The sequence below is a fragment of the Candidatus Nanopelagicales bacterium genome (assembly GCA_037045355.1).
Taxonomy (GTDB): domain Bacteria; phylum Actinomycetota; class Actinomycetes; order S36-B12.
Genome location: JBAOHO010000026.1, coordinates 143,355 through 162,873, shown reverse-complemented (window position 1 = coordinate 162,873; position 19,519 = coordinate 143,355). Strand labels below are relative to the sequence as shown.

Sequence of the window (19,519 nt, the reverse complement as noted above, 5' to 3'; positions counted from 1 at the left end):
GAACACCCCGGAACACCCCGGAACCCCGGAACACCCCGGAACACCCCGGAACACCCCGGAGACACCCCGGAACAGCCCGGAGAACACCAGAACACCAGAACACCGCGACACCCATGGCCCTACGCTGCTGCCGTGGCGCAGATGACCGGAGCCCCAGCGGCCGCGTTCTTCGACCTGGACAAGACGGTCCTGGCGAAGTCCAGCACGTTGGCATTCACCCGTAAGTTCTATGAGGGTGGACTCATCCACCGTGCGGACGCTCTGAAAGCGGCGTACGCGCAGTTCGTCTTCATGTTGTCCGGCGCCGACCACGACCAGATGGAGCAGATGAGGGAGTACCTGTCCGATCTGGTCAAGGGTTGGGACGTCACGCGCGTGAAGGAGATCGTCGCCGAGACCCTCGATGAGATCGTCGACCCGATCATCTATGCCGAGGCGCTGGAGCTCTTCGAGGAACACCATGCGGCGGGTCGAGACGTGATCATCATCTCGTCGTCGGGAACAGAAGTGGTCGAGCCCATCGGGGATCGACTGGGAGTCGACCTGGCCATCGGCACCCAGATGGCGATCGAGGACGACCATTACACCGGCGACATCCTGTTCTACGCCTACGGCACCGGCAAGGCAGATGCCATGCGTGATCTCGCGGCCGAGCGCGGTTACGACCTGAGCGACTGCTACGCGTACACCGACTCGCAGACGGACCTGCCGATGCTCGAGATCGTGGGGCATCCAGTGGCCACCAACCCCGATGCGGAGTTGAAGCGGATCGCCCAGGAACGAGACTGGCCGATCCTGCGATTCTCCAAACCAGTGGCGATGCGTACTCCCCTGGAGACCAAGGAGGGCAGACGAACGGCAGCGCTCGCGGTGGGCGGAGCCGTCGCCCTGGGTCTTGCGTGGTACGCAGGGCGCCGGTCAGCCGGTGGGGCCGACCTCCACTGACCATGCAGAGCCGGCAGCTGGTTGCCGCAGTGCCCACAGGTTCTGCCCACCGCTGGGCCGCTGGTGAGTACCGATGGTGGTGAACTGTCCTATTCGTCACCGCCTGACTGATCCATTCGGGTTACGACTGATCCCGGAATCAGGCAACGAGTGGGACGCGCCGATCTGATCAGGTATGGGTCCCGTGGACCGTGTCTTGCGTGTGCTTGCGGCATGCATCGCTGTGGCCGCATTGTTGCTGCTCGCCGCGGATCCGCGGCTGCGCGTCGGTCCCGATGCGACGACCTCAGCTCAGAACGCCTCGGCGGAGGCGAACGCCACCACGGCCCGCGCCAAGGGATACTCCTACCTGCTGCGATCCGACGACGACCGTTATCCCGGCCGCTGGTGTGCCGGCACCATCGCCTACACGATCGACCTGACTCAGGTCGGCGGCTCCGGCATGGACCCCGCCGCAGAGGTGCAGCGGTGGGAAGCGGTGTTCCAGGCCTGGACAACAGCGTCGCAGGGACGCTATCGCTTCGAGTTCGCCGGCGAGCGGGCACTCGAACTGACTGACGACGGACAACTCAACCTGGAGTCGATCGAGTCGGGTTCCATCGGGATCACCTATGTCAACGGCGACGATGCGGCGGGCGACGACTCCCACCGCGCCGTGGCCGTACGCGGACGGACCGCGGGGAACGCCGGGTTGCAGGTCGTCAGCAATGACAGTGGGGCCAGCGGCCAACTGGTCGGCGACCGTGGTTTCGTGATGATCGATGCCCACGACGCAGCGGCCCTGAGCGAGGATGTGCTGCGCCAGGCGCTGTATCTGCACGAGTCGGGCCATGCTCTCGGGCTCGGTCACGTGGACTCGTCCGGCTCGATCATGAACGGCACTTTGAGCAGCGATCGACCGGCATTGGCGCCAGGCGACATCACCGGGCTGCGCACTCTCGCGGAACTGCCCTGCCAACGCTGAGCTTCACGTCGGGCCCATCGCACAGCGCTCGGCCGCCCTAGCGCGTTGCCACTCGTCCGGAGGGAGTTCAGCTACTCGTCCGGAGGAAGATCAGCCACGAGATCGGCAGCAGCCCGGGCCCCCGCGGCCACCATGTCCGCGTGAGTCGCGAGCCAGCCGCTGACTCCGGCGACATCACCGGATGCGTACTCGCGCAACGCACGGACATACTTCGGCCGCCCCATCATGCGCAGTCCCGCTTCGGGAATGGACCAGCCATCCGGGTCGACTCCGTGAGACCGCAGCACGACACGTGTCATGGCTCGGGCGACAAGACCGGAGCCCCAATCGAACGGCTGGGTGACCGCGATCTCTGCATGCACGACAGCCGCGACGGCCAGCGCGGGAGCCGCGGACACCCCAGTCAAGACGTCGGCCAGCGCAGCCATCCGCTGCGCCGCCTCGGCCGCGGGGACTGCCGTCCGCAACGTGAGCGGATCAGCCGGTTCCGCACCGCTGCGGGGTCTGCCGACACCACCGTCCGATCCCACTGCCACCGCAGCGTGCAGCGCTGCGAGCGCCTGCAACGGAGCCTTGCGCAGAGTCTCGGCGGCAGCCGGGATCTGGGCGTACATGGCGAGAGTCCGGGCTGCCGTGCGACCCATCGGTGAGTCCTCGACCACTCCGGAACGCAAGCTGTCCCGCGGAATCTCCGCTCCCTCGAACGCCGCATCCGCCCAGGCACCCAGCAGGGTCGACTCAGCCACCAGGGAACGGCCCCGTTCCCGCGCCGAGCGATTCCACAGGAGCTCGTCCACCGCGGCCCGGGCATCGGCCAACCGCGGGGCCACCTCTGGCAACCTGGCGAGGTCGGCAATCGCATCCGGCACGGAATGACAGTAGCCGGTGGACCGGTTCATCCGGGCTCAGGCGCGGGACACTTGCGCACGGGCCGGATAGGGTCGGGAATCGCCGGTTCGTCCGGTCATCACGCACACCGAGAGGGAGCCCCCGTGAGCGACGAAGCACTCGAGAACCTGCTGCAGGAGAACCGCGCTTTCCCGCCATCGGAGGAGTTCGCCCGGCACGCCAATGTGACGGCGGTGGCTTACGAGGAGGCAGCCGGCGACCGGTTGGGGTTTTGGGCGTTGCAGGCTGATCGTCTGGAGTGGGCGCAGCGCTGGAACAAGGCGCTGGACTGGAGCAACGCTCCGTTCGCGCAGTGGTTCGTGGGGGGTCGGTTGAATGTGGCGGTCAACTGTGTGGATCGTCATGTGGCGGCGGGGGCCGGTGATCGCGTCGCGCTGATTTTCGAAGCCGAGTCCGGGCAGTCCACGGAGATCACGTACGCAGAGTTGCAGGATCGGGTGTCTCGCGCGGCGAACGCGCTGACGGACCTAGGTGTGGGTGCGGGGGATCGGGTGGCGATCTACCTGCCGATGATCCCGGAGGCGGTGGTGGCGATGTTGGCGTGCGCGCGGATCGGGGCACCGCATTCGGTGGTGTTCGCGGGGTTTTCCGCGGAGGCGCTGCGCAGCCGGATCGATGACGCGCAAGCGAAGGTGGTGATCACTGCTGACGGGCAGTTCCGCCGCGGTGCGGCGATGCCGTTGAAACCCGCGGTGGATGAGGCCGTCGCGGAGTGCCCGTCTGTGCGCCAGGTGCTGGTCGTCAAACGCACAGGTGGCGACGTGGCGTGGAACGACGGTGTCGATGTGTGGTGGCACGACGTGGTCGACACCGCCTCGCCGGAGCACACTCCCGAGGCGTTCGACGCCGAGCATCCGCTGTTCATCTTGTACACCTCCGGCACCACGGGAACCCCGAAGGGCATCCTGCACACCTCCGGTGGCTACCTGACCCAGGCGGCGTTCACGCATTGGGCGGTGTTCGACCTCAAACCCGAGTCCGATGTGTACTGGTGCACCGCCGACATCGGGTGGGTCACCGGGCATTCGTACATCGTCTACGGCCCGCTGGCCAACGGCGCGACGCAGGTGATCTACGAAGGCACCCCGGACACCCCGCACAAGGGACGGTGGTGGGAGATCATCGCCAAACACCAGGTGTCGATCCTGTACACCGCCCCGACCGCGATCCGGACCTTCATGAAGTGGGGCGATCAACTGCCCGAATCGTTCGACCTGTCCAGCCTGCGGGTCCTCGGGTCCGTCGGGGAACCGATCAATCCGGAGGCCTGGATGTGGTACCGCCACGTCATCGGCGATGACCGGTGCCCGATCGTGGACACGTGGTGGCAGACCGAGACTGGGGCGATGATGATCGCCCCCCTGCCGGGCGTGACCGACTGCAAACCCGGATCGGCGATGCGCGCGCTGCCCGGCATCTCCGCAGCCGTTGTCGACGACCACGGCGACCCCGTGGCCCCCGGTGGAGGCGGCTACCTGGTCCTCGACGAGCCGTGGCCCGCGATGCTGCGCGGGATCTGGGGCGACGACCAGCGCTACCGCGACACGTACTGGTCGCGCTGGCCCGACACCTACTTCGCCGGCGACGGCGCCAAGCTCGACACCGACGGCGCGATCTGGCTGCTCGGCCGTGTCGACGACGTCATGAACATCTCCGGGCACCGCATCTCCACCACCGAAGTCGAATCCGCCCTGGTGTCGCATCCCACCGTCGCGGAGGCCGCCGTTGTCGGTGCCACCGATGAGACAACGGGCCAAGGAATCGTCGCGTTCGTGATCACCCGCGCCGGCACCGACCCCGGCCCCGACCTCGCCACCGAGCTGCGTAATCACGTCGCCCACGAGATCGGCCCCATCGCCAAACCCCGGCAGATCATGATCGTGCCCGAGCTACCGAAGACCCGCTCCGGCAAGATCATGCGCCGACTGCTGCGCGACGTCGCCGAACACCGCGAACTCGGCGACGTCACCACCCTGGCCGACCCCACCATCATGAACTTGATCAGTCACGGCCTCGATGCCCCCGGGGATGACTGACCACGCCGGATGGGATGCCGGGTCACCGGAAGTGCGGGATGGCAGGAACGGACCGTCAGGGCTGCCGGGCTCGCAACTGATACGTGCCACTGCTGCGCATGACCACAACGCCGTCGGCGTCGGTCACCTCGAGGTCCAGGACGAAGTCGGACTTGCCCTGTGATTCCGCCTCCGCCAGGATCCGATCCGCCTCGGCGTCGTTGATCCGCGCTTCGACCGTCACCGCCGATGTCGCGGGGCGCAAATACTCCACAGACATCGCCTTGATGACGGGGAAGAATCTGGTCGGGTCGAACATGAGCAGCCCGAGCAAACCGCCAGGCACCTCCGCGATCGAGAACAAGGCCCCCGCGTACATGGTCCCGACATGGTTGCCGTTGATGTCGGCAGGTACTCGCAGTTTCACGTAGCCGCGCTCGATGGCCAGGACCTCCAGCCCCATGCGTTGCAGGAAGGGGATCGACTGGTGCACGACGGCCGTGGCGTCGGCAGGCGAGGGAACCTGATCGGAGGGCGGGGGAACAGATGCAGTCACCGGGCCAATGTAGCGGGCTGCGATCCAGCACCCGTGACTACTGTGGGTGGGTGAGCGTTCCTGACTCGAACTCATCGAACCGAACGGGCGATGGCCTGTTCGGTCGACTTCCTTTGCCCGAGCGGCAATGGGTTCTCGGGGCCCTGCGCGACGAGACCGTCGGCGGCGTGCTGCTGTTGGCCGCGGCGGCGATCGCCCTCGTGTGGGCGAACAGCGCCTGGGGGGATGCCTACTTCGCGATCGCCGACACAGTAGTCGGCCCGGAGGCACTGCACCTGAACCTGTCCTTGTCGACCTGGGCCGCCGACGGACTCCTCGCGATTTTCTTCTTCGTCGCCGGGGTGGAGCTGCGCCACGAACTGCAATTTGGGCACATTGGCCAAGCCCTCGAAGGCGGCTGTCCCCATCGCAGCTGCCATCGGTGGCATGGCGGTGCCCGCCATCTTGTACGTCGCGGTCAACGCCGCTTCGAGCGACGGCCAGTCGGACGGCTGGGGCATCCCCATGGCCACGGACATCGCTTTCGCACTCGCGGTGCTGGCGGTTGTCGGCCGCAACCTGCCGGTCGCCCTGCGCGCATTCCTGCTGTCGCTGGCCGTAGTGGACGACCTGGGCGCGATCCTGGTGATCGCCATCTTCTACTCCAAAGGCTTCGATGCCACGTCCTTCGCCATCTCGGTGGCGCTGTTGGCGCTGTATGGCCTCCTGCAATGGCAGCGGGTGCGCGGCTGGCCGATCTACCTCACGCTCGCCGTCCTGGCCTGGGGGTTCATGCACGCCAGTGGCGTTCATGCCACGGTCGCGGGTGTGGCAGCAGGGCTGTTGACTCGGGTGAAGCCGGACCCGGGCGAGGCCGAAGCGCCAGGCGATCGCGCCGAACACGTGATCCGACCCATCAGCGCCGGGGTCGCAGTTCCCCTCTTCGCCTTCTTCGCCGCAGGCGTCGACCTGCGCGGGCAGGACATCCTCAACACGGTCACGACACCGATCGCTCTCGGTGTCATGGTCGGACTGATCGTCGGCAAACCTGTCGGAGTCGTCGGGACGGCCTGGCTGGTCGCGCGCTTCACGCGGGCGTCCCTCAACAGCGCCGTGAAGTGGCGGGACATCGTCGCGGTCGGACTGCTGGCGGGCATCGGCTTCACTGTCTCGCTGCTGATCGCCGAATTGGCATTCAGCGCTGACGAGTCCCTGCTGGGTAGCGCCAAGATCGCCGTCCTGCTCGCTTCCGTGGTGTCGGCGGTGATCGCCTCGTTCGTGCTCCTGACGCGCAACCGGTACTACGCGGAGTACCGCGCCCAAGAGGACTCCGATGAGGATCAGGACGGCATCCCAGATGTCTACCAACGAGATCCTGACCCGTCCTGATGGATCTGTACGCCACGGCCGAGGCGACAGCCATGCGTCAGGGATTAGGCTGACCTGCGACAAAGGGAGACGGTAGTGAACACCAACGGCACCGGCAGCGACGACCCCACGATCCGGCAGCTGGTCGCGTCAGTGGCGGCCGACACCCAGCGTCTCGCCCAGGCGCAAGCCGAGTTGGTGAAGACCGAGATGAAAGCCACGTCGGGCGAAGTCGCCCAGACGGGCGGCATGTTCATCGGTGCCGCGGCTGCCGGCGCCATGGGCGGCATCTTCCTGCTCGTCACCATCGCCTACGTACTCGTGGCCCTGGGTCTGCCGACCTGGGCAGGTTTCGGGATCGTGACCCTGCTGCTGCTGATCGTCGCCGGGATCCTCGCGATGGTGGGAAAGAAACGGGCCCAGAACATCAGTGGTTTCGGGGCTGCCAAGGTCGAGTGGCAGAAGACCAAGCAGATGCTCTCCGGCAAGCAGCCTGACGCCCTGACCGGTCCGGCCACCGGCACGGCTCTGGCGCCGGCCACCGCGGACTCGCGCAGCATCACCCAGTGAGCCCGGGTCCGACCCCCGAATCGGCCATCTGGGCCGAAGGCCCCTGGGAACACAAGGACGTCGCCGCGAACGGCGCCCGGTTCCACACAGCGCAGATGGGTGACGGCCCGCTCGTCCTCCTGATGCACGGGTTCCCGATGTACTGGTGGACCTGGCACCGCCTGCTGCCGGTTCTCGCCGACGCGGGCTACCGTGCGGTGGCCATGGATCTGCGCGGCTATGGAGGATCGGACCACACCCCCCACGGCTACGACCCTCACACGCTGTCAGCCGACGCCGCAGGAGTCGTGCGTTCGCTGGGCGAGTCGAATGCCGTGATGATCGGACACGGCTGGGGCGGGATGATCGCCTGGGCCGCAGCCGTCATGCGACTGTCGGCTGTGCGAGCCATCGTCCCGGTGTCCATGCCTCACCCGGTGTTGCTCCGCCGCGGCCTCACGTCGGATTCTGAGCAGCGCAAACTGTCCCGTTACGCGCTGGGCTACCAGTGGCCGCTCGCGCCGGAACGCGCGTTGGTCAAGGACGACGGAGCCAAGGTCGAGTCGATCCTGCGTCTGTGGTCGGGCACGCCGGGCTGGCCCGATGAGCCCACAGCGGCGATGTACCGCGCCGCGATCCAGTTCAGTTCCACGGCGCACTGCGCCCTTGAATACCACCGGTGGGCGATTCGCTCGATCCCGCGCCCCGACGGACGTCGATTCCAGCAGCGCATGCAGTTCCCGGTGCACCAACCGGTCTTGCACATCCTGGGCACCGAGGATGGGTCCATCCTGCCGCGCACTTCCGATGGCAGCGACCGCTTCGTCCGGGGCCCCTACACACGGGTCGATCTGACCGGCGTGGGGCACTTCCCCCAGGAGGAGGCGGCGGATCGGTTCGCTGAGACCGTCATCCCGTGGCTGGCCGATCTGCCTCCCACGAACTGACCCGGACCCGGGCTCTGGATCAACTACAGGTCATCTGCCGAGTCTTCGCGTAGCACCCGGCGAACTTCTTGCCATCCACTCCGAGGTGGGTGATGCGCCAGCGGTTGGCCTGGGTCCCGGGCTCGGCCACGGCGAACCCGAAAGTGGAACTACTCCAATCAGTGGCGGCCGGCACAGTGAACGGAGGCGTGGCAGTCACCGGAAAGGCACTGGTCAAGGGTTGGGGGGCGGCATCGAGTTTGGTGCCGCCGTTGCCCATGATGAGGTTCGGCGGGTAGTTCGCCATCCACACCGCCTGAGTGAGGTGGATGTGACTGGACAGAATCAGGTTGTAGTTCCCGAGCAGCCCCAGGGAGGCGAGCTCCTGGTCCAGTGACAACCAGTGGGATCCCGTATGACCCATGATCGGCCGGTGGGTCAACAGCCAGGACTCGCGGCCCGGCTGGGGTTTCGTGCCGTTGGCGGCTGCCTGATACAGCTTGGCCTGAGTGGGCACCCAGGCCGACTGGGTGGGGCCGTCTGACCCGTAGGCGGAATCGACATTCGCCAACCGCAGGCTACGGCTCTTGATCAGATCGAGGTCGGCGAACCACGTCGGGGTGGCCGCAACGGGTGCCTGGGTAGCACTCAGCGGGGCGCATGTGGCGGCCGTGCTGGGGCGAGGGTCGAAGAACAGCATGAACCCGTTGCCCCCGCGGTCGCAGGCTTCGTGGTTCCCGCGCAGCATGAGCACTGGCGCCACCGGGAAGATCGGACGCATCGGTCGGATCACGTCCTTGAGCCAAAGATCGGATGTGTCCTTGAACGGGACACCCGTGGCGATGGGTGGGCTGCCGCCGCAGGAGGATTGCAGCGAAACGGGACAGTCCGCTTCTCGGTAGAAATAGTCACCGGGGTTGAGAATCACATCCGGCTGAGCGTTGGCGATCTGCTGGGCGATCTTGGCCAGTGGCCACTGGTCAGGATCGTTGCAGTCCTGGGAGATGACTTGGCCCCGGAACTGTTCGATTCTGCATCCGGTGTCAGCGAAGAGGGCGATCCGGTCGATGTTGGTGGGAATGGCGGCCGGTACCCGCTTGCCACCGACTTTCGCTGACACCATCTTGGTCGGCATGGGCCGCTCGCACACCGTGACACTGGTGAAGAAGTTGCCCGTACCCGGGGCAGGCGAGCGTCTGGTCATCGACAGCGTCTGGGTCTGGGACTGGGAATCCTTGACCGTCAGAGTCGGGCAGGACCCAGGTGTTGTCACCGCGCGAGTCAGAAGCTGGGACTTCGCCACCCCCTTGGGCGCGATGAGCGAATAGGCGGCGATCAGACTCCCGGATTGGCCGGTGACCGGCGCTGGATCAGGCGCCGCCGCCCCTGACCGTGCGCCGACTGTGGGCGCAACGGCGGACGCTGTGCCCGGCGCGATGACGACGATAGCGCCGACCAGAGTTGCGGCAACTGCCGTCGGGAATGTTCGACCGATCTGCTGCATCCCGCAACCATAAACCCGCATTTCGGCTGCGAGTACCCGATCAACGCGTTGCCGGCCACCTGTCGTCCACCGCGCGGAACTTGGTGCCTTGGCAGGACAATGGCGCGATGATGCAGTTGATTGTCGAGGTCTTGCCCTTCGCGGTGGGTGTCTTCGCGTCGCCGCTCCCCGTGATCGTCTCCGTAGTCCTGCTGTTCACGCCCCGGCCGCGTCCTACGACCGTCACCTACGTAGTGACCTGGATCGCCGGTCTCACTCTCGCGACGGTCGTCATGTCCGTGCTGGCCGGCCGGATCGAGGGGCAGCAGGGGTCAGGTGGAGTGGGGGCCTGGCTGCGCATCGTGTTGGGGCTGATCCTGATTGTCATCGCTCTTCGTATGTGGCTGGGACGTGCCGAGAAGTCGACCCCAGCGTGGTTGTCCACTCTCATGGAGGCAGGTCCGCGGGAAGCCGTGCGTTACGGGATCCTCATGTCGGCGGCCAATCCCAAGGAACTGCTGATGGCCGTCGCGGTCGGTTTGGCTATTGGGTCCAGCGATGCCGGCACCGGCGGGGCCGCGGTAGCCATCGCCGTTTTCGTCATCGTGGGAGCGGCCAGTGTGGCAGCACCATTGGTGGTCTTCCTCGTGGGAGGGCAGCGGACACTCAAGTCGCTGGACGCGACCAGGGAATGGCTTCAGCACAACAGCGTCGCCGTCGCCTCGGCAGTACTGACCGCGATCGGGGTGCTGCTGTTAGTGGGGGGCGTGACGAAGCTGTGATGCCGCGACCGGGAGTTCAACCTGCACTCCGGCGGCGGCGCCGACGATCCTGACCAGCCCATCGAGTCGCGCCCGCAACGCGACTCGATCCTTGTCCAGTTCGAACTGCAGTGCGGCCGCGACTACCGCGTCAACGACCAAACTCGCCTGGAAGGCCGTGGTTTCCTCACTCGTGTGCGGCGCCAGCGCCTCCGCGACAAGTGCCAGCGTGCGATCGCGCGCCCGAACCAAGGCGTCACGACACTGCTCCGACGAGCCAGCCAACAGCAAGGTCGCCCACGCGAACACGGCGATCGGCCTGGTGGGCGAGGTGATGGTCGCCTCCCAGGCCCCCACGGCCTGATCGAGTGTCCGCCCCAGGTCCCCATCACGACTGACGGCCGCATCCATCATCTGCAGCCAGTCCGACACTAGTCGCTCGACAGCTGCTGCGATCATTCCGTCCTTGTTGCCGAAGTGGTAGTAGACGGTCGGTGCCGTCACTGACGCGGCACGACAGATTCGTTGCAGAGTGAGCGCCGCAGGGTCCAGCTGGGTCAAACCGTCGATGGTCGCCTGCAGGATGCGCTCGTCCGCGGGTGGGGTGTTTCCCGCCTGTCGGGTCACCACGCCAGGGCGGCTGGGGCCACGTCAGGCACAGCCGGCCTGAGCGGACGCACCGCCTCGACCCGCACGTAGGCACCACCCGGCTCAGGCCGTGCGTCGGCCTCACCCTTGTTCGGCCACAACGACATGGCCCGCTCAGCCTGGGCGGTGATCGTCAATGACGGGTTGACGCCGAGGTTGGCGCTCACCGCGGCACCGTCCACGACGTGGATGCCTGCGTAGCCATAGACGCGATGATAGGGGTCGATGACACCAGTCTGCGGACTGTCGCCGATGACGGCGCCCCCCAGGATGTGCGCGGTCATCGGGATGTTCAAGGTCTCCGTCCACGTTCCGCGCGCTTCCCCACCGGTCTTGTCCGCGAACCGCTTGGCGACGTCGTGCGCCTCGGGGATCCACGCAGGATTCGGATCGCCGGTTCCCTGCGTCGACGCCAGCGTGCGCTTGCCGAAGACGTTCCGCTTGAGATTCACGTCGAGCGAGTTGTCCAAGCTCTGCATCACGAGCATGACCGTTGTGCGCTGCGACCAGCGACGCACCGACAGGGAGCGCAGGAAGGACCGCGGGTTGCTGCGCAGCGCGGCGAGGAACCGCCGCGACCGGGGCACCGACGGCTCACCGGGTCGGTCGCCCTCGGTGAGCAGGGTGCTGAGCATCCCCATGAAGTTGCTGCCCGGGCCGTACCGGACCGGCTCCACATGGGTCTGGGAGTTCGGGTGGATCGACGATGTGATCGCCGGCCCGTGGGAGTAGTCGACCTCGAGGTCACGGGCTTCCACGGTCAAGATGGACTCGGAATTTGTGCGGGTCAGTCTGCCTAGCTGGTCGGACAGAGCGGGCAGGTCTCCGGAGTCCTTCATGGAGTGCAGGAGTTTCTGCGTGCCGAGGGTTCCGGCGGCCAAGACCACGTGGTCGGCTGTGATCACCGATCGGGGGGGTCGACCGGCGCCGGGGCCGGCCGCTCGCATGGAAACCCGGTAACCGCCCTGGCCCCGGGGCGTGATGCTCGTGACCGTCGTGAGTGGCTGAATGGTGGCCCCGAGGCCCTCGGCCAGGTACAGGTAGTTCTTCACCAGGGTGTTCTTGGCCCCGAGGCGGCAGCCGGTCATGCAGGATCCGCACGAGTCACACGTGGTTCGGGTAGGCCCGGCGCCCCCGAAGAACGGGTCCTCGACGTGTTCGCCCGGACGATCTCCGAAAAGCACGCCCACACTCGTTCGGTGAAACGAGTCGGCCACCCCCATGTCGGTGGCGACCTCGAGCATCACCTGATCGGCCGGGGTCTCGACCGGATTCTCCACCACCCCCAGCATGCGTTTGGCCTGTTGGTAGTGCGGGGCCAACTCGCTGCTCCAATCGGTGATGTGGGCCCACTGCCGGTCGGCGTAGAACTCGTCCAGGGGCTCGTAGAGGGTGTTGCCGTACACGAGCGAACCGCCGCCGACACCGGCGCCCGACAGCACCAAGACATCGTTGAGCAAGGCAAGACGCTGGATGCCGAACATGCCCATCGCCGGCGCCCACAGGAACTTCGGCAGTCGCCACGAGGTCTTCGGCAGTTCGTCGTCACGGAACCGGCGACCGGACTCGACGACGAGGACCTTGTAACCCTTCTCACTCAGGCGCAAGGCGGCGACGGATCCACCGAAGCCGGAGCCGACCACCACGACATCCCAGTGCTCCGGGGACTTCTCGGTGGTGTTGGTCGTCTTCGTTGCGTTGGTCGTCTTCGTTGTTTCGGTCATGGATGTTTCCTTTCGGTCAGCCCCGGACGGCGGGGAGGAAGATGCGGGGTAGGCGGACAGGCTGGGGATCGGCGGCGAACATGGTGAAGGCGCGTGCTGTCTGGAGGGCGGTTCGGTTGTCCAGGAACCACGGCGGCTTCACCGTCAGACCGCCTCGTGGGTGGCTCCACGACCGTTGGAAAGGGCGGAAGGGCGCGCGAGCCACGGACTTCTGCGATCGGTCGAAGAGAAGAGAGTTGTGCACGACACCGGTACCGGACTGGATGGAGTCCGGCGTGTTGCCGGGGTAGGCGCCCCAGGCAGCACGCGGGGAGAGGAACGCGAACGCGGACCACACATTGACCCCGATACAGCCGTACTTCAGCGCGGCGATGGCCTCTTCGAGTCGTTCTCCGAGGTACCGAGCGGTCTTGGGGTGGACGATGATGTTCGCTCCGAGGTTGCCGTGCAGGTGCTCGTTGGCGAACTCGACGGCAGACATCAAGAAGTCGGCGGGATCCGAGTCGGCCAACGCGGTGGTCACGTAGATCGGGCCGAACATCTCGTCGTGGAAGGCGGGGTGGTCACTATCGGAGTCGACATCCACCAGGAGGGTTCGGTCCTGGGGTCCGGGGATCACCTCGGCTCGGGGATTGTCCGCACGGAAGGCGTCCTGGCGTTCCTGGGTGCCGGGGTAGTAGGGACGCCGGTCAGGGGCGGCGGCGAGCGCCGACCGCAGAGCGTCGAGCAGTTCGCGCTTGTGTTCCCAGCGCTCGGGGAGGATGAGTACCTGGGATGCCACACAGGTGTGGCCGGATGCGAACAGCTTCTGGGTGGCCAGGTGCTGGGCCTGGTAGGCGATGTCGGCCTTCGTCCACGGTCCCGGCACCACGATGGTCGGACTCGCGCCGCCGAGTTCCGAACGGATCGGTTTGCGCCAGCGTGGTTGGCCCGCGGCCCTCGCCTTCTCGCCGGCTGCTCCGGGGCCGAAGACGATGGTGTTGAAAGTGCGCTCACTGCCGGTGATGTGCACGGTGTCGACGAGATCGCTGTCGGTCAGATGCTTGCCGACATCGGCCCCGCCGTAGACCACGGCGAGATATCCGTCTGTGATCAGCGGCGCTAGGATCCGTTCGAACACCGGACCGTAGGCCTCGTTGACCGGGTTCATCTTCAACACAGCGACGTGACCGTCGGCGTACAGGCAATAGAGGACGTCCAACATCGGTATGGCAGCGACGTTGCCTGCCCCCAGAACCAAGGTGACGGCACCGGCGGGGTCGGTCTGGCGATAGAAGGAACCGACGTGGTCGCGCAACGTGGCCGGTGTCACGTCCGGCTGCATCCACACATCGATCTCGTAGCCGTTGAGTAGCAGCCGGTCGTAGGGGTTCGAGGGGAATACGCCCGCAACCACCTGCCCATCGGACCGCGTTCGGATGCGCACACCCTCGAGGGGGTCCGCACCCGTCGACAAGCGGGTCAGCGTGCCGATCATGTCGGTGATCCACGCGGCCGTCGGATAGGGCCCACCGAGCCATTCCTCGCCCCCGACAAAAGGTGATCGTGGGTCGAGATCCTTCATCCGAACCCCCGCGGCCACCCATGCGTCCGCGTTGGCCACCAAGAGGTCACGGATCTGCTCCAGATAGCGGATGCGTTCCTCGATCGGCAGGCGTGCCCACTGGGCCTTGTTGTCGCGCAGCCGCGCCAGGGATTCATCGATGGTGGTCAGGTTCATGCGCTCTCTCTCCCGGTGAGGCGCCAATATATCGAACGCTATATAGGTTGTCCAAATGGGAGGCGAAGGGCCGGGGGGAGTCGGTACTACGACGCCGACAGCAGGCCCGCGAATGCGGACTGGATGCACTCCGCGAGGTGATCCGGGTCTGGGATGATGCCGCCGTCGGTGGCGATGCCGATGTTGACCTCGCCGTTGTAGCTGAAGATGCACAAACCGATGCTCTGATCCGACGAGGTGGGCACCCACCCGAGGATCCCTCCGACCTTGTGGCCGGCCAAGTAGATGGGCGCCCGGGGTCCCGGCACGTTGGTCAGCAATCCCACCGACTTGTTGGCCACGAAGCGGGTGAGGTTCTCACCGATCACCTGGGGTGCCTCGGCCACGGCGCGCTGGACACCGAAAATCATCATCGCTTCCGCACTGTTCTTGATGCGGGTCATCCGGGTCTTCACTTCGGCGAGGAGAACGTCGACGTCGTCGATCCCCAATGGCATCGGGAACATCACCATGGCGAAGTGGTTGCCCAGTTCCTCGGGCAAGGACATGTCGATCGGCTTCAAGGAGATCGGGACCAAGAAGTTGGTCTCATCAGGAACCTCGCGTCCCCGCTCCCTCAGGTAGGCGGACAAGCCCAGGGACACTGTGGCGAGAAGGACGTCGTTGACCGTGCCATCATGCGCGGCCCCCACCGTCTTCACCCCGCCGAGGTCGAGGCCCACAACCCATCCCACGCGCTTCTCGACACCCGGCGCCTGATCGGCGACCAGCCGAGACTCGTGCCCCCACAAGGTGAGTCGACTGGCCGAACGCCATGAGTTCAGCGCTGCATTGTCCTCTGAGGACAGGGCAGAAACCGCGTCAGTCACTTTCGTCGGCCTCACGACCAACTCGTAGCCCTGATAAAACGCATTGGGCTTCAGGCCGGCCACCGAGCTCGGGATCTTCGGTACCGCGCGTGCGGCCGCGGCAGCCGTGTCCCGGACGAATGACGCGGCGTCACCTGCCACTCCCCGGGCCGCGCTGGTCGCCAGTTTGACCGGATTGCCGGCTCCCCGTTTCCTGCCGACGGCAGGAGGCGCTGCGTCCTCATCGACATCACACATTCCCAGGATCAGTTGCACGATCCTGATGCCGTCGGCGAGCACGTGGTGGAACCGAGCGAGGATCAGCGACCCCTCGTTTCCGTCCGCGGTCGTGTATCCATCGATGAAATCGAACTCCCACAGTGGGTGGTCGCGGTCCAACGGCTCGCTGATGCGACGCGAGATGAACTCCTGGGCGGCGGCGCGGTCGCCCGGTGACGGGAGCGCCACGGTCCTGACGTGGCGATCGAAGTCGAAGTCCGGGTCGTCTTCCCACACCCACTCCCCGCCCAACTTGCGTGGGCGACGACTCATGACGGGGTAGCGACCGATCAGCCTGGTGCGAAGAACATCCCGGACTGCGTCCCAGTCCGGTGATGTCGTCGAACCACATGAGTCCGTTGACGACCATGAGATTCGTCGGAAGATCCATGTTCAGCCAGGTCAGGTCGGATTTGGGAATCGATTCCGTTGCCATCGTTCGCCCCTCACAGCGTTTCGCGCTGAGAACCTACCTGAGCTCGGTGCGCGGAGGGCGGTTGAACTGATCAGTCCATCACCACACGACCGCGAAGTGGTCGGTGAAGGGTGCACCCTCACCGCGGGGTGCTCCCGAGGATCGAGTCGAGTTCCCGCAGCGAGTCAAGAACCGAACGGGCAGTGTGGTTGAGTGCCACCATGCGGGTCGCCTTCCTCCTGTTCGACACCATGGATCTGATGGACTTCGCTGGACCGTTCGAAGTCTTCCTCACGGCCAACCGCCTGCGGGAACGCGCCGGCCAGGCAGCCCCATTCGAGGTGACCACTGTGTCTCCGGGCGGTCGTGACGTAACGGCGTACGGAGGGCTACGAGTCGGCGTGGACGCTGACGTCTCACAAATGGCCGCGACTGATGTCCCTTCACCTGATGTCGTTGTCGTCCCGGGAACCATCGACATCGAATCCGCCACCGCCGACGTCGTGCTCGGCGAGGCCGTCGCAACCCTCGCTGCCCACGCCGAGGTGACGGCGAGTGTGTGCACGGGCGCGTTCCTCCTCGCTCAGGCTGACGTGCTCGCGGGGCATCGCTGGACCACCCATTGGGAGGACCTCGCCGAACTGTCGCATCGTCAGCCCGGTGCACAAGCGGCCCGGGTCGTCGACAGCGGCGCCGTTGTCACGGCCGGCGGAATCGCGTGCGGCCTCGACCTGGGTCTGCATCTGGTGGCGCGGCTGCTCGCCGACGAGCCTTTCGCCCGATCCGTGGCGCGGCAGATGGACTACGACTGGCGATCACCCAACGGTACGTAGCGCCCCACCAGCGCAGGACTGTCCGTCGACCGGGCCTCCGCCCCAAGCCGGAGACTCACCCACAATCTCAGCGAGCGCCGACAGATCCGCAGCGGCGCCTGCAGGTTCCGCAGCGGCGCCTGCAGGTTCCGCAGCGGCGCCTAGCCTAAAGGTAGGGACTGATGTCCACCTGGCGGGCCGGCTCCCATTCGAGGGTCCAGCCCGCGGCGTCGAACAGCCGGGAGATCAGACCGGCGGTGAACCCCCACACCAGCAGGTCATTGACCTCGAAACCGGGGCCGACGTAACCCAAGGGGTGTCTCACCTCCACGCGGTTGCGCGGATCGAGCAGATCCTCGATGCGCACCCGATGAACGGAGGCGACCTCCGCCGGGTCCGCGGCCGAGACGGGACTGGGAGTCGACCACCACCCCAGCACGGGGGTCACCACGAAGCCGGATGGCGGCAACCACAGGTCAGGCAGCGCCCCGAACACAGTGACACCGCGAGGATCGAGTCCGGTTTCCTCCTCGGCCTCGCGGAGCGCGGCAGCGATCGCATCAGCGTCATCGGCGTCAATGGCCCCGCCGGGAAAAGCCGGCTGACCCGCGTGCGAACGCATGGTGGCCGCACGTTCGATGAGCAACAGGTCCCGGCCGTGCTCCGCTTCGCCGAACAACATCAGAACGGCACCGGGTCGCCCGCCTTCAGGTGGCGGCAGGAACTTGCTCATGTCTTCGGGGGTGATCCGCCGCACCGCTGCGACGATCGGGGCCAACCACCGCGGCAGGGCGGGCAGAACACCGTCATCCAACCAAGCCGTGGCCCCGTCGCCCCTGTCCCGGCCGTCGCCCCCGATCATGACGGTCCCTTGACGAGGCGCTCGGCGACCACTGAGTCGGTGGGCCCCAAACCGAATGATGGACACCAGCGCTGGACGGGGCAAACTCCGCACGCCGGCCGACGGGAGTGGCACCGACGCCGCCCGTGCCAGATGAATACGTGACACCACTGAGTCCAGTCGGGCCGGGGCCACAAGTGCATCAGGTCATGCTCGACCTTCACCGGATCGTCATGCCGGGTGAAACCCAGACGACGACTGAGCCTGCCGACGTGAGTGTCGACCGTGATGCCCGGAACACCGTAGGCGTTGCCCAGCACGACATTGGCGGTTTTCCTGCCCACCCCAGGCAAGGCCACCAGTTCCGGCAGAGTGTCCGGGACCTGCCCGTCGTGGCGCTCGCACACCGACTGCGCCAACCCCAGCAGGCTGTTGGCCTTGGCCCGGAAGAACCCGGTCGGTTTGATCACTTCTTCCAGGTCATGCCGGTCAGCAGCCGCCAGGTCAGCAGGAGACGGCCAGCGGCGGAACAGCTCCGGGGTCACTTGGTTCACCCGTGCATCAGTGCACTGCGCGGACAGAACCGTCGCCTCCAGTAGTTGGAACGCATCCCCGAAGTCGAGTTCGCACCGGGCATCGGGATAGGTGAGAGCGAGGACGCGCATGACCCGACGCGCTCGCCGGACCCGGGCCAGATCGCTCTCCGAGCGGTAATGCTCACTGAGATCCATGCTCGCCGGGGCCACACCCGAACCGTAGCCGAGCGCCCCACCCCCCACTGTGCGTGACCCGTTTGGAGCAACCTCCTCAATGCCGACCGCGCCTCAGGCGATGGGAATGCTGATGACTACGACGGAGAGAACCTCGAGGGGGGCCACCATGAGGGTCGAACGGCTGGAGTTCCCGTCCCCGCGCAGCACGGAAGGCAGCGAAGGTGTCGGCCGGCGGACCCATCGGGAACCGCCCAAACTCAACCCCACGTTCGTCGATGTGGATCTCGCCGACCTCCGGCGGATGAGATCCGGACTCGGTGACGAGGAGTCGCGAGTGTCGTATTGGCGCCGGATCGTCCAGGCGCGGATCGATCTGATCACGACCAAGAATCGTCCCGGCGATCGAGGTGAGGGTCTGGCCCGGGTCCTGGCGGACTCGCGTTCCTCTCACCGACGGTTGGCTGCGCTCCGCGTGGACTCGGTGAACTCACTGCCACCTCTACCGGATCTCGCCGAACTCTGGGACCGCGTCATACCCGATGACCCGCACGATCGCGCCCTGCTCGTCGCGCAGCTGCAGCAGGCCGAGAAAGAGCTGAGCGAGTATCGCCACGAACTGCATCGCCGTATCGACGAGGCGACACAGGAACTCATCGCCCGGTACCGCGAGACCCCGAGCCTGGCCCTCACAGCCCTGCACGAAAGGCTCGCCTCGGCCTAAGCTTGATGCACCGGTCTTCGGAGCAGTTCCGGCGACGAACGCACTTGGTGGACCAAGACACCCTCTGGACCAAGACGCCCTTGGCGGAGTCAGGACGCCCTTGGCGGAGCAGGACGCCCTTGGCGGAGCAGGACGCCCTTGGCGGAGCAGGACGCCCTTGGTGGAGCAAGAAGTGGGACGAAACCTACTGAATCCGTAGGCTATTGGGCTCAGATGGGCACTTTGCCCCGGTTGTGCCCTGCATAGGCATGCGATCTGCGCCACACTTGGCACCGGTGGCGACGACCCTGGCGCAGTGCCCGGTGACCGTCTCGAAATCCCGAAAGTCGGGACGAAATCCCGA

General features: G+C 66.3%; 19 protein-coding genes. 9 read left to right on the top strand and 10 right to left on the bottom strand.

Annotated features, from left to right (window positions below; all coding sequences use genetic code 11):
* Nucleotides 1-141: 141 nt before the first annotated feature.
* On the top strand, nt 142-945 hold the full coding sequence (locus tag V9E98_13450; GenBank protein ID MEI2717969.1) for an HAD-IB family hydrolase: 804 nt from the start codon (nt 142-144) through the stop codon (nt 943-945).
* A gap of 202 nt (nt 946-1,147) precedes the next feature.
* The gene (locus V9E98_13445; GenBank protein MEI2717968.1) at nt 1,148-1,909 is read left to right on the top strand and encodes a matrixin family metalloprotease; all 762 of its coding nucleotides are present in this window, start codon (nt 1,148-1,150) and stop codon (nt 1,907-1,909) included.
* Nucleotides 1,910-1,980: 71 nt separating this feature from the next.
* Here V9E98_13445 and V9E98_13440 read toward each other — a convergent pair whose 3' ends face one another.
* Nucleotides 1,981-2,778 (bottom strand): hypothetical protein, encoded by a 798-nt coding sequence (locus V9E98_13440; protein ID MEI2717967.1) that lies wholly within the window; start codon nt 2,776-2,778, stop codon nt 1,981-1,983.
* Nucleotides 2,779-2,901: 123 nt separating this feature from the next.
* Here V9E98_13440 and acs point away from each other — a divergent pair, with 123 nt between their 5' ends.
* Nucleotides 2,902-4,854 carry an acetate--CoA ligase gene (acs, locus tag V9E98_13435; GenBank protein ID MEI2717966.1) on the top strand — a complete coding sequence of 651 codons (1,953 nt, stop codon included), beginning with the start codon at nt 2,902-2,904 and terminating at the stop codon, nt 4,852-4,854.
* 55 nt (nt 4,855-4,909) lie between these two features.
* Here acs and V9E98_13430 read toward each other — a convergent pair whose 3' ends face one another.
* Nucleotides 4,910-5,389 carry a YiiD C-terminal domain-containing protein gene (locus V9E98_13430; GenBank protein MEI2717965.1) on the bottom strand — a complete coding sequence of 160 codons (480 nt, stop codon included), beginning with the start codon at nt 5,387-5,389 and terminating at the stop codon, nt 4,910-4,912.
* A 71-nt stretch (nt 5,390-5,460) separates the two neighbouring features.
* Nucleotides 5,461-5,796, bottom strand: coding sequence for a hypothetical protein (locus tag V9E98_13425; protein ID MEI2717964.1), 336 nt, complete (start codon nt 5,794-5,796; stop codon nt 5,461-5,463).
* Between V9E98_13425 and nhaA the strand changes: the two genes are divergently transcribed.
* The 3 genes from nhaA (at nt 5,756) to V9E98_13410 (ending at nt 8,232) form a co-directional block, all read left to right on the top strand.
* Nucleotides 5,756-6,757: a Na+/H+ antiporter NhaA gene (gene nhaA / locus V9E98_13420; GenBank protein ID MEI2717963.1), complete on the top strand. Its 1,002-nt coding sequence runs from the start codon at nt 5,756-5,758 to the stop codon at nt 6,755-6,757. The genes V9E98_13425 and nhaA overlap by 41 nt on opposite strands.
* Before the next feature lie 75 nt (nt 6,758-6,832).
* Complete coding sequence (locus tag V9E98_13415; protein ID MEI2717962.1) at nt 6,833-7,306, top strand: phage holin family protein; 474 nt, start codon at nt 6,833-6,835, stop codon at nt 7,304-7,306.
* Nucleotides 7,303-8,232 carry an alpha/beta hydrolase gene (locus tag V9E98_13410; protein MEI2717961.1) on the top strand — a complete coding sequence of 310 codons (930 nt, stop codon included), beginning with the start codon at nt 7,303-7,305 and terminating at the stop codon, nt 8,230-8,232. The genes V9E98_13415 and V9E98_13410 overlap by 4 nt, the downstream gene beginning before the upstream one ends.
* 19 nt (nt 8,233-8,251) lie before the next feature.
* On the opposite strand, the gene V9E98_13405 is transcribed toward V9E98_13410, so the two are convergent.
* Complete coding sequence (locus V9E98_13405) at nt 8,252-9,715, bottom strand: metallophosphoesterase (protein MEI2717960.1); 1,464 nt, start codon at nt 9,713-9,715, stop codon at nt 8,252-8,254.
* A 107-nt stretch (nt 9,716-9,822) separates the two neighbouring features.
* On the opposite strand from V9E98_13405, the gene V9E98_13400 reads away from it, so the two are divergent.
* Nucleotides 9,823-10,476: a GAP family protein gene (locus V9E98_13400; GenBank protein ID MEI2717959.1), complete on the top strand. Its 654-nt coding sequence runs from the start codon at nt 9,823-9,825 to the stop codon at nt 10,474-10,476.
* On the opposite strand, the gene V9E98_13395 is transcribed toward V9E98_13400, so the two are convergent.
* From V9E98_13395 to V9E98_13380, 4 genes are all read right to left on the bottom strand, one after another.
* The gene (locus V9E98_13395) at nt 10,450-11,082 is read right to left on the bottom strand and encodes a TetR/AcrR family transcriptional regulator (GenBank protein ID MEI2717958.1); all 633 of its coding nucleotides are present in this window, start codon (nt 11,080-11,082) and stop codon (nt 10,450-10,452) included. The genes V9E98_13400 and V9E98_13395 overlap by 27 nt on opposite strands.
* Nucleotides 11,079-12,827 carry a GMC family oxidoreductase gene (locus V9E98_13390; GenBank protein MEI2717957.1) on the bottom strand — a complete coding sequence of 583 codons (1,749 nt, stop codon included), beginning with the start codon at nt 12,825-12,827 and terminating at the stop codon, nt 11,079-11,081. Before V9E98_13390 ends, V9E98_13395 begins: the two co-directional genes overlap by 4 nt.
* A gap of 16 nt (nt 12,828-12,843) precedes the next feature.
* Entirely contained in the window at nt 12,844-14,547 is a 1,704-nt protein-coding gene (locus V9E98_13385) for an aldehyde dehydrogenase family protein (GenBank protein MEI2717956.1), read from the bottom strand.
* Between the two features lie 86 nt (nt 14,548-14,633).
* On the bottom strand, nt 14,634-16,049 hold the full coding sequence (locus tag V9E98_13380; protein ID MEI2717955.1) for a WS/DGAT domain-containing protein: 1,416 nt from the start codon (nt 16,047-16,049) through the stop codon (nt 14,634-14,636).
* 249 nt (nt 16,050-16,298) lie between these two features.
* On the opposite strand from V9E98_13380, the gene V9E98_13375 reads away from it, so the two are divergent.
* Nucleotides 16,299-16,922, top strand: coding sequence for a DJ-1/PfpI family protein (locus tag V9E98_13375; GenBank protein MEI2717954.1), 624 nt, complete (start codon nt 16,299-16,301; stop codon nt 16,920-16,922).
* 145 nt (nt 16,923-17,067) lie between these two features.
* Here the strand turns inward: V9E98_13375 and V9E98_13370 are convergent, their stop codons facing one another.
* Both V9E98_13370 and nth read right to left on the bottom strand, forming a co-directional pair.
* A complete protein-coding gene (locus V9E98_13370) occupies nt 17,068-17,763 on the bottom strand; it encodes a CoA pyrophosphatase (GenBank protein ID MEI2717953.1) in 696 nt (231 codons plus the stop codon).
* Nucleotides 17,760-18,488, bottom strand: coding sequence for an endonuclease III (gene nth, locus V9E98_13365; protein ID MEI2717952.1), 729 nt, complete (start codon nt 18,486-18,488; stop codon nt 17,760-17,762). The genes V9E98_13370 and nth overlap by 4 nt, the downstream gene beginning before the upstream one ends.
* Before the next feature lie 133 nt (nt 18,489-18,621).
* On the opposite strand from nth, the gene V9E98_13360 reads away from it, so the two are divergent.
* Nucleotides 18,622-19,176, top strand: coding sequence for a hypothetical protein (locus V9E98_13360; GenBank protein MEI2717951.1), 555 nt, complete (start codon nt 18,622-18,624; stop codon nt 19,174-19,176).
* The last annotated feature ends 343 nt before the right edge of the window (nt 19,177-19,519 follow it).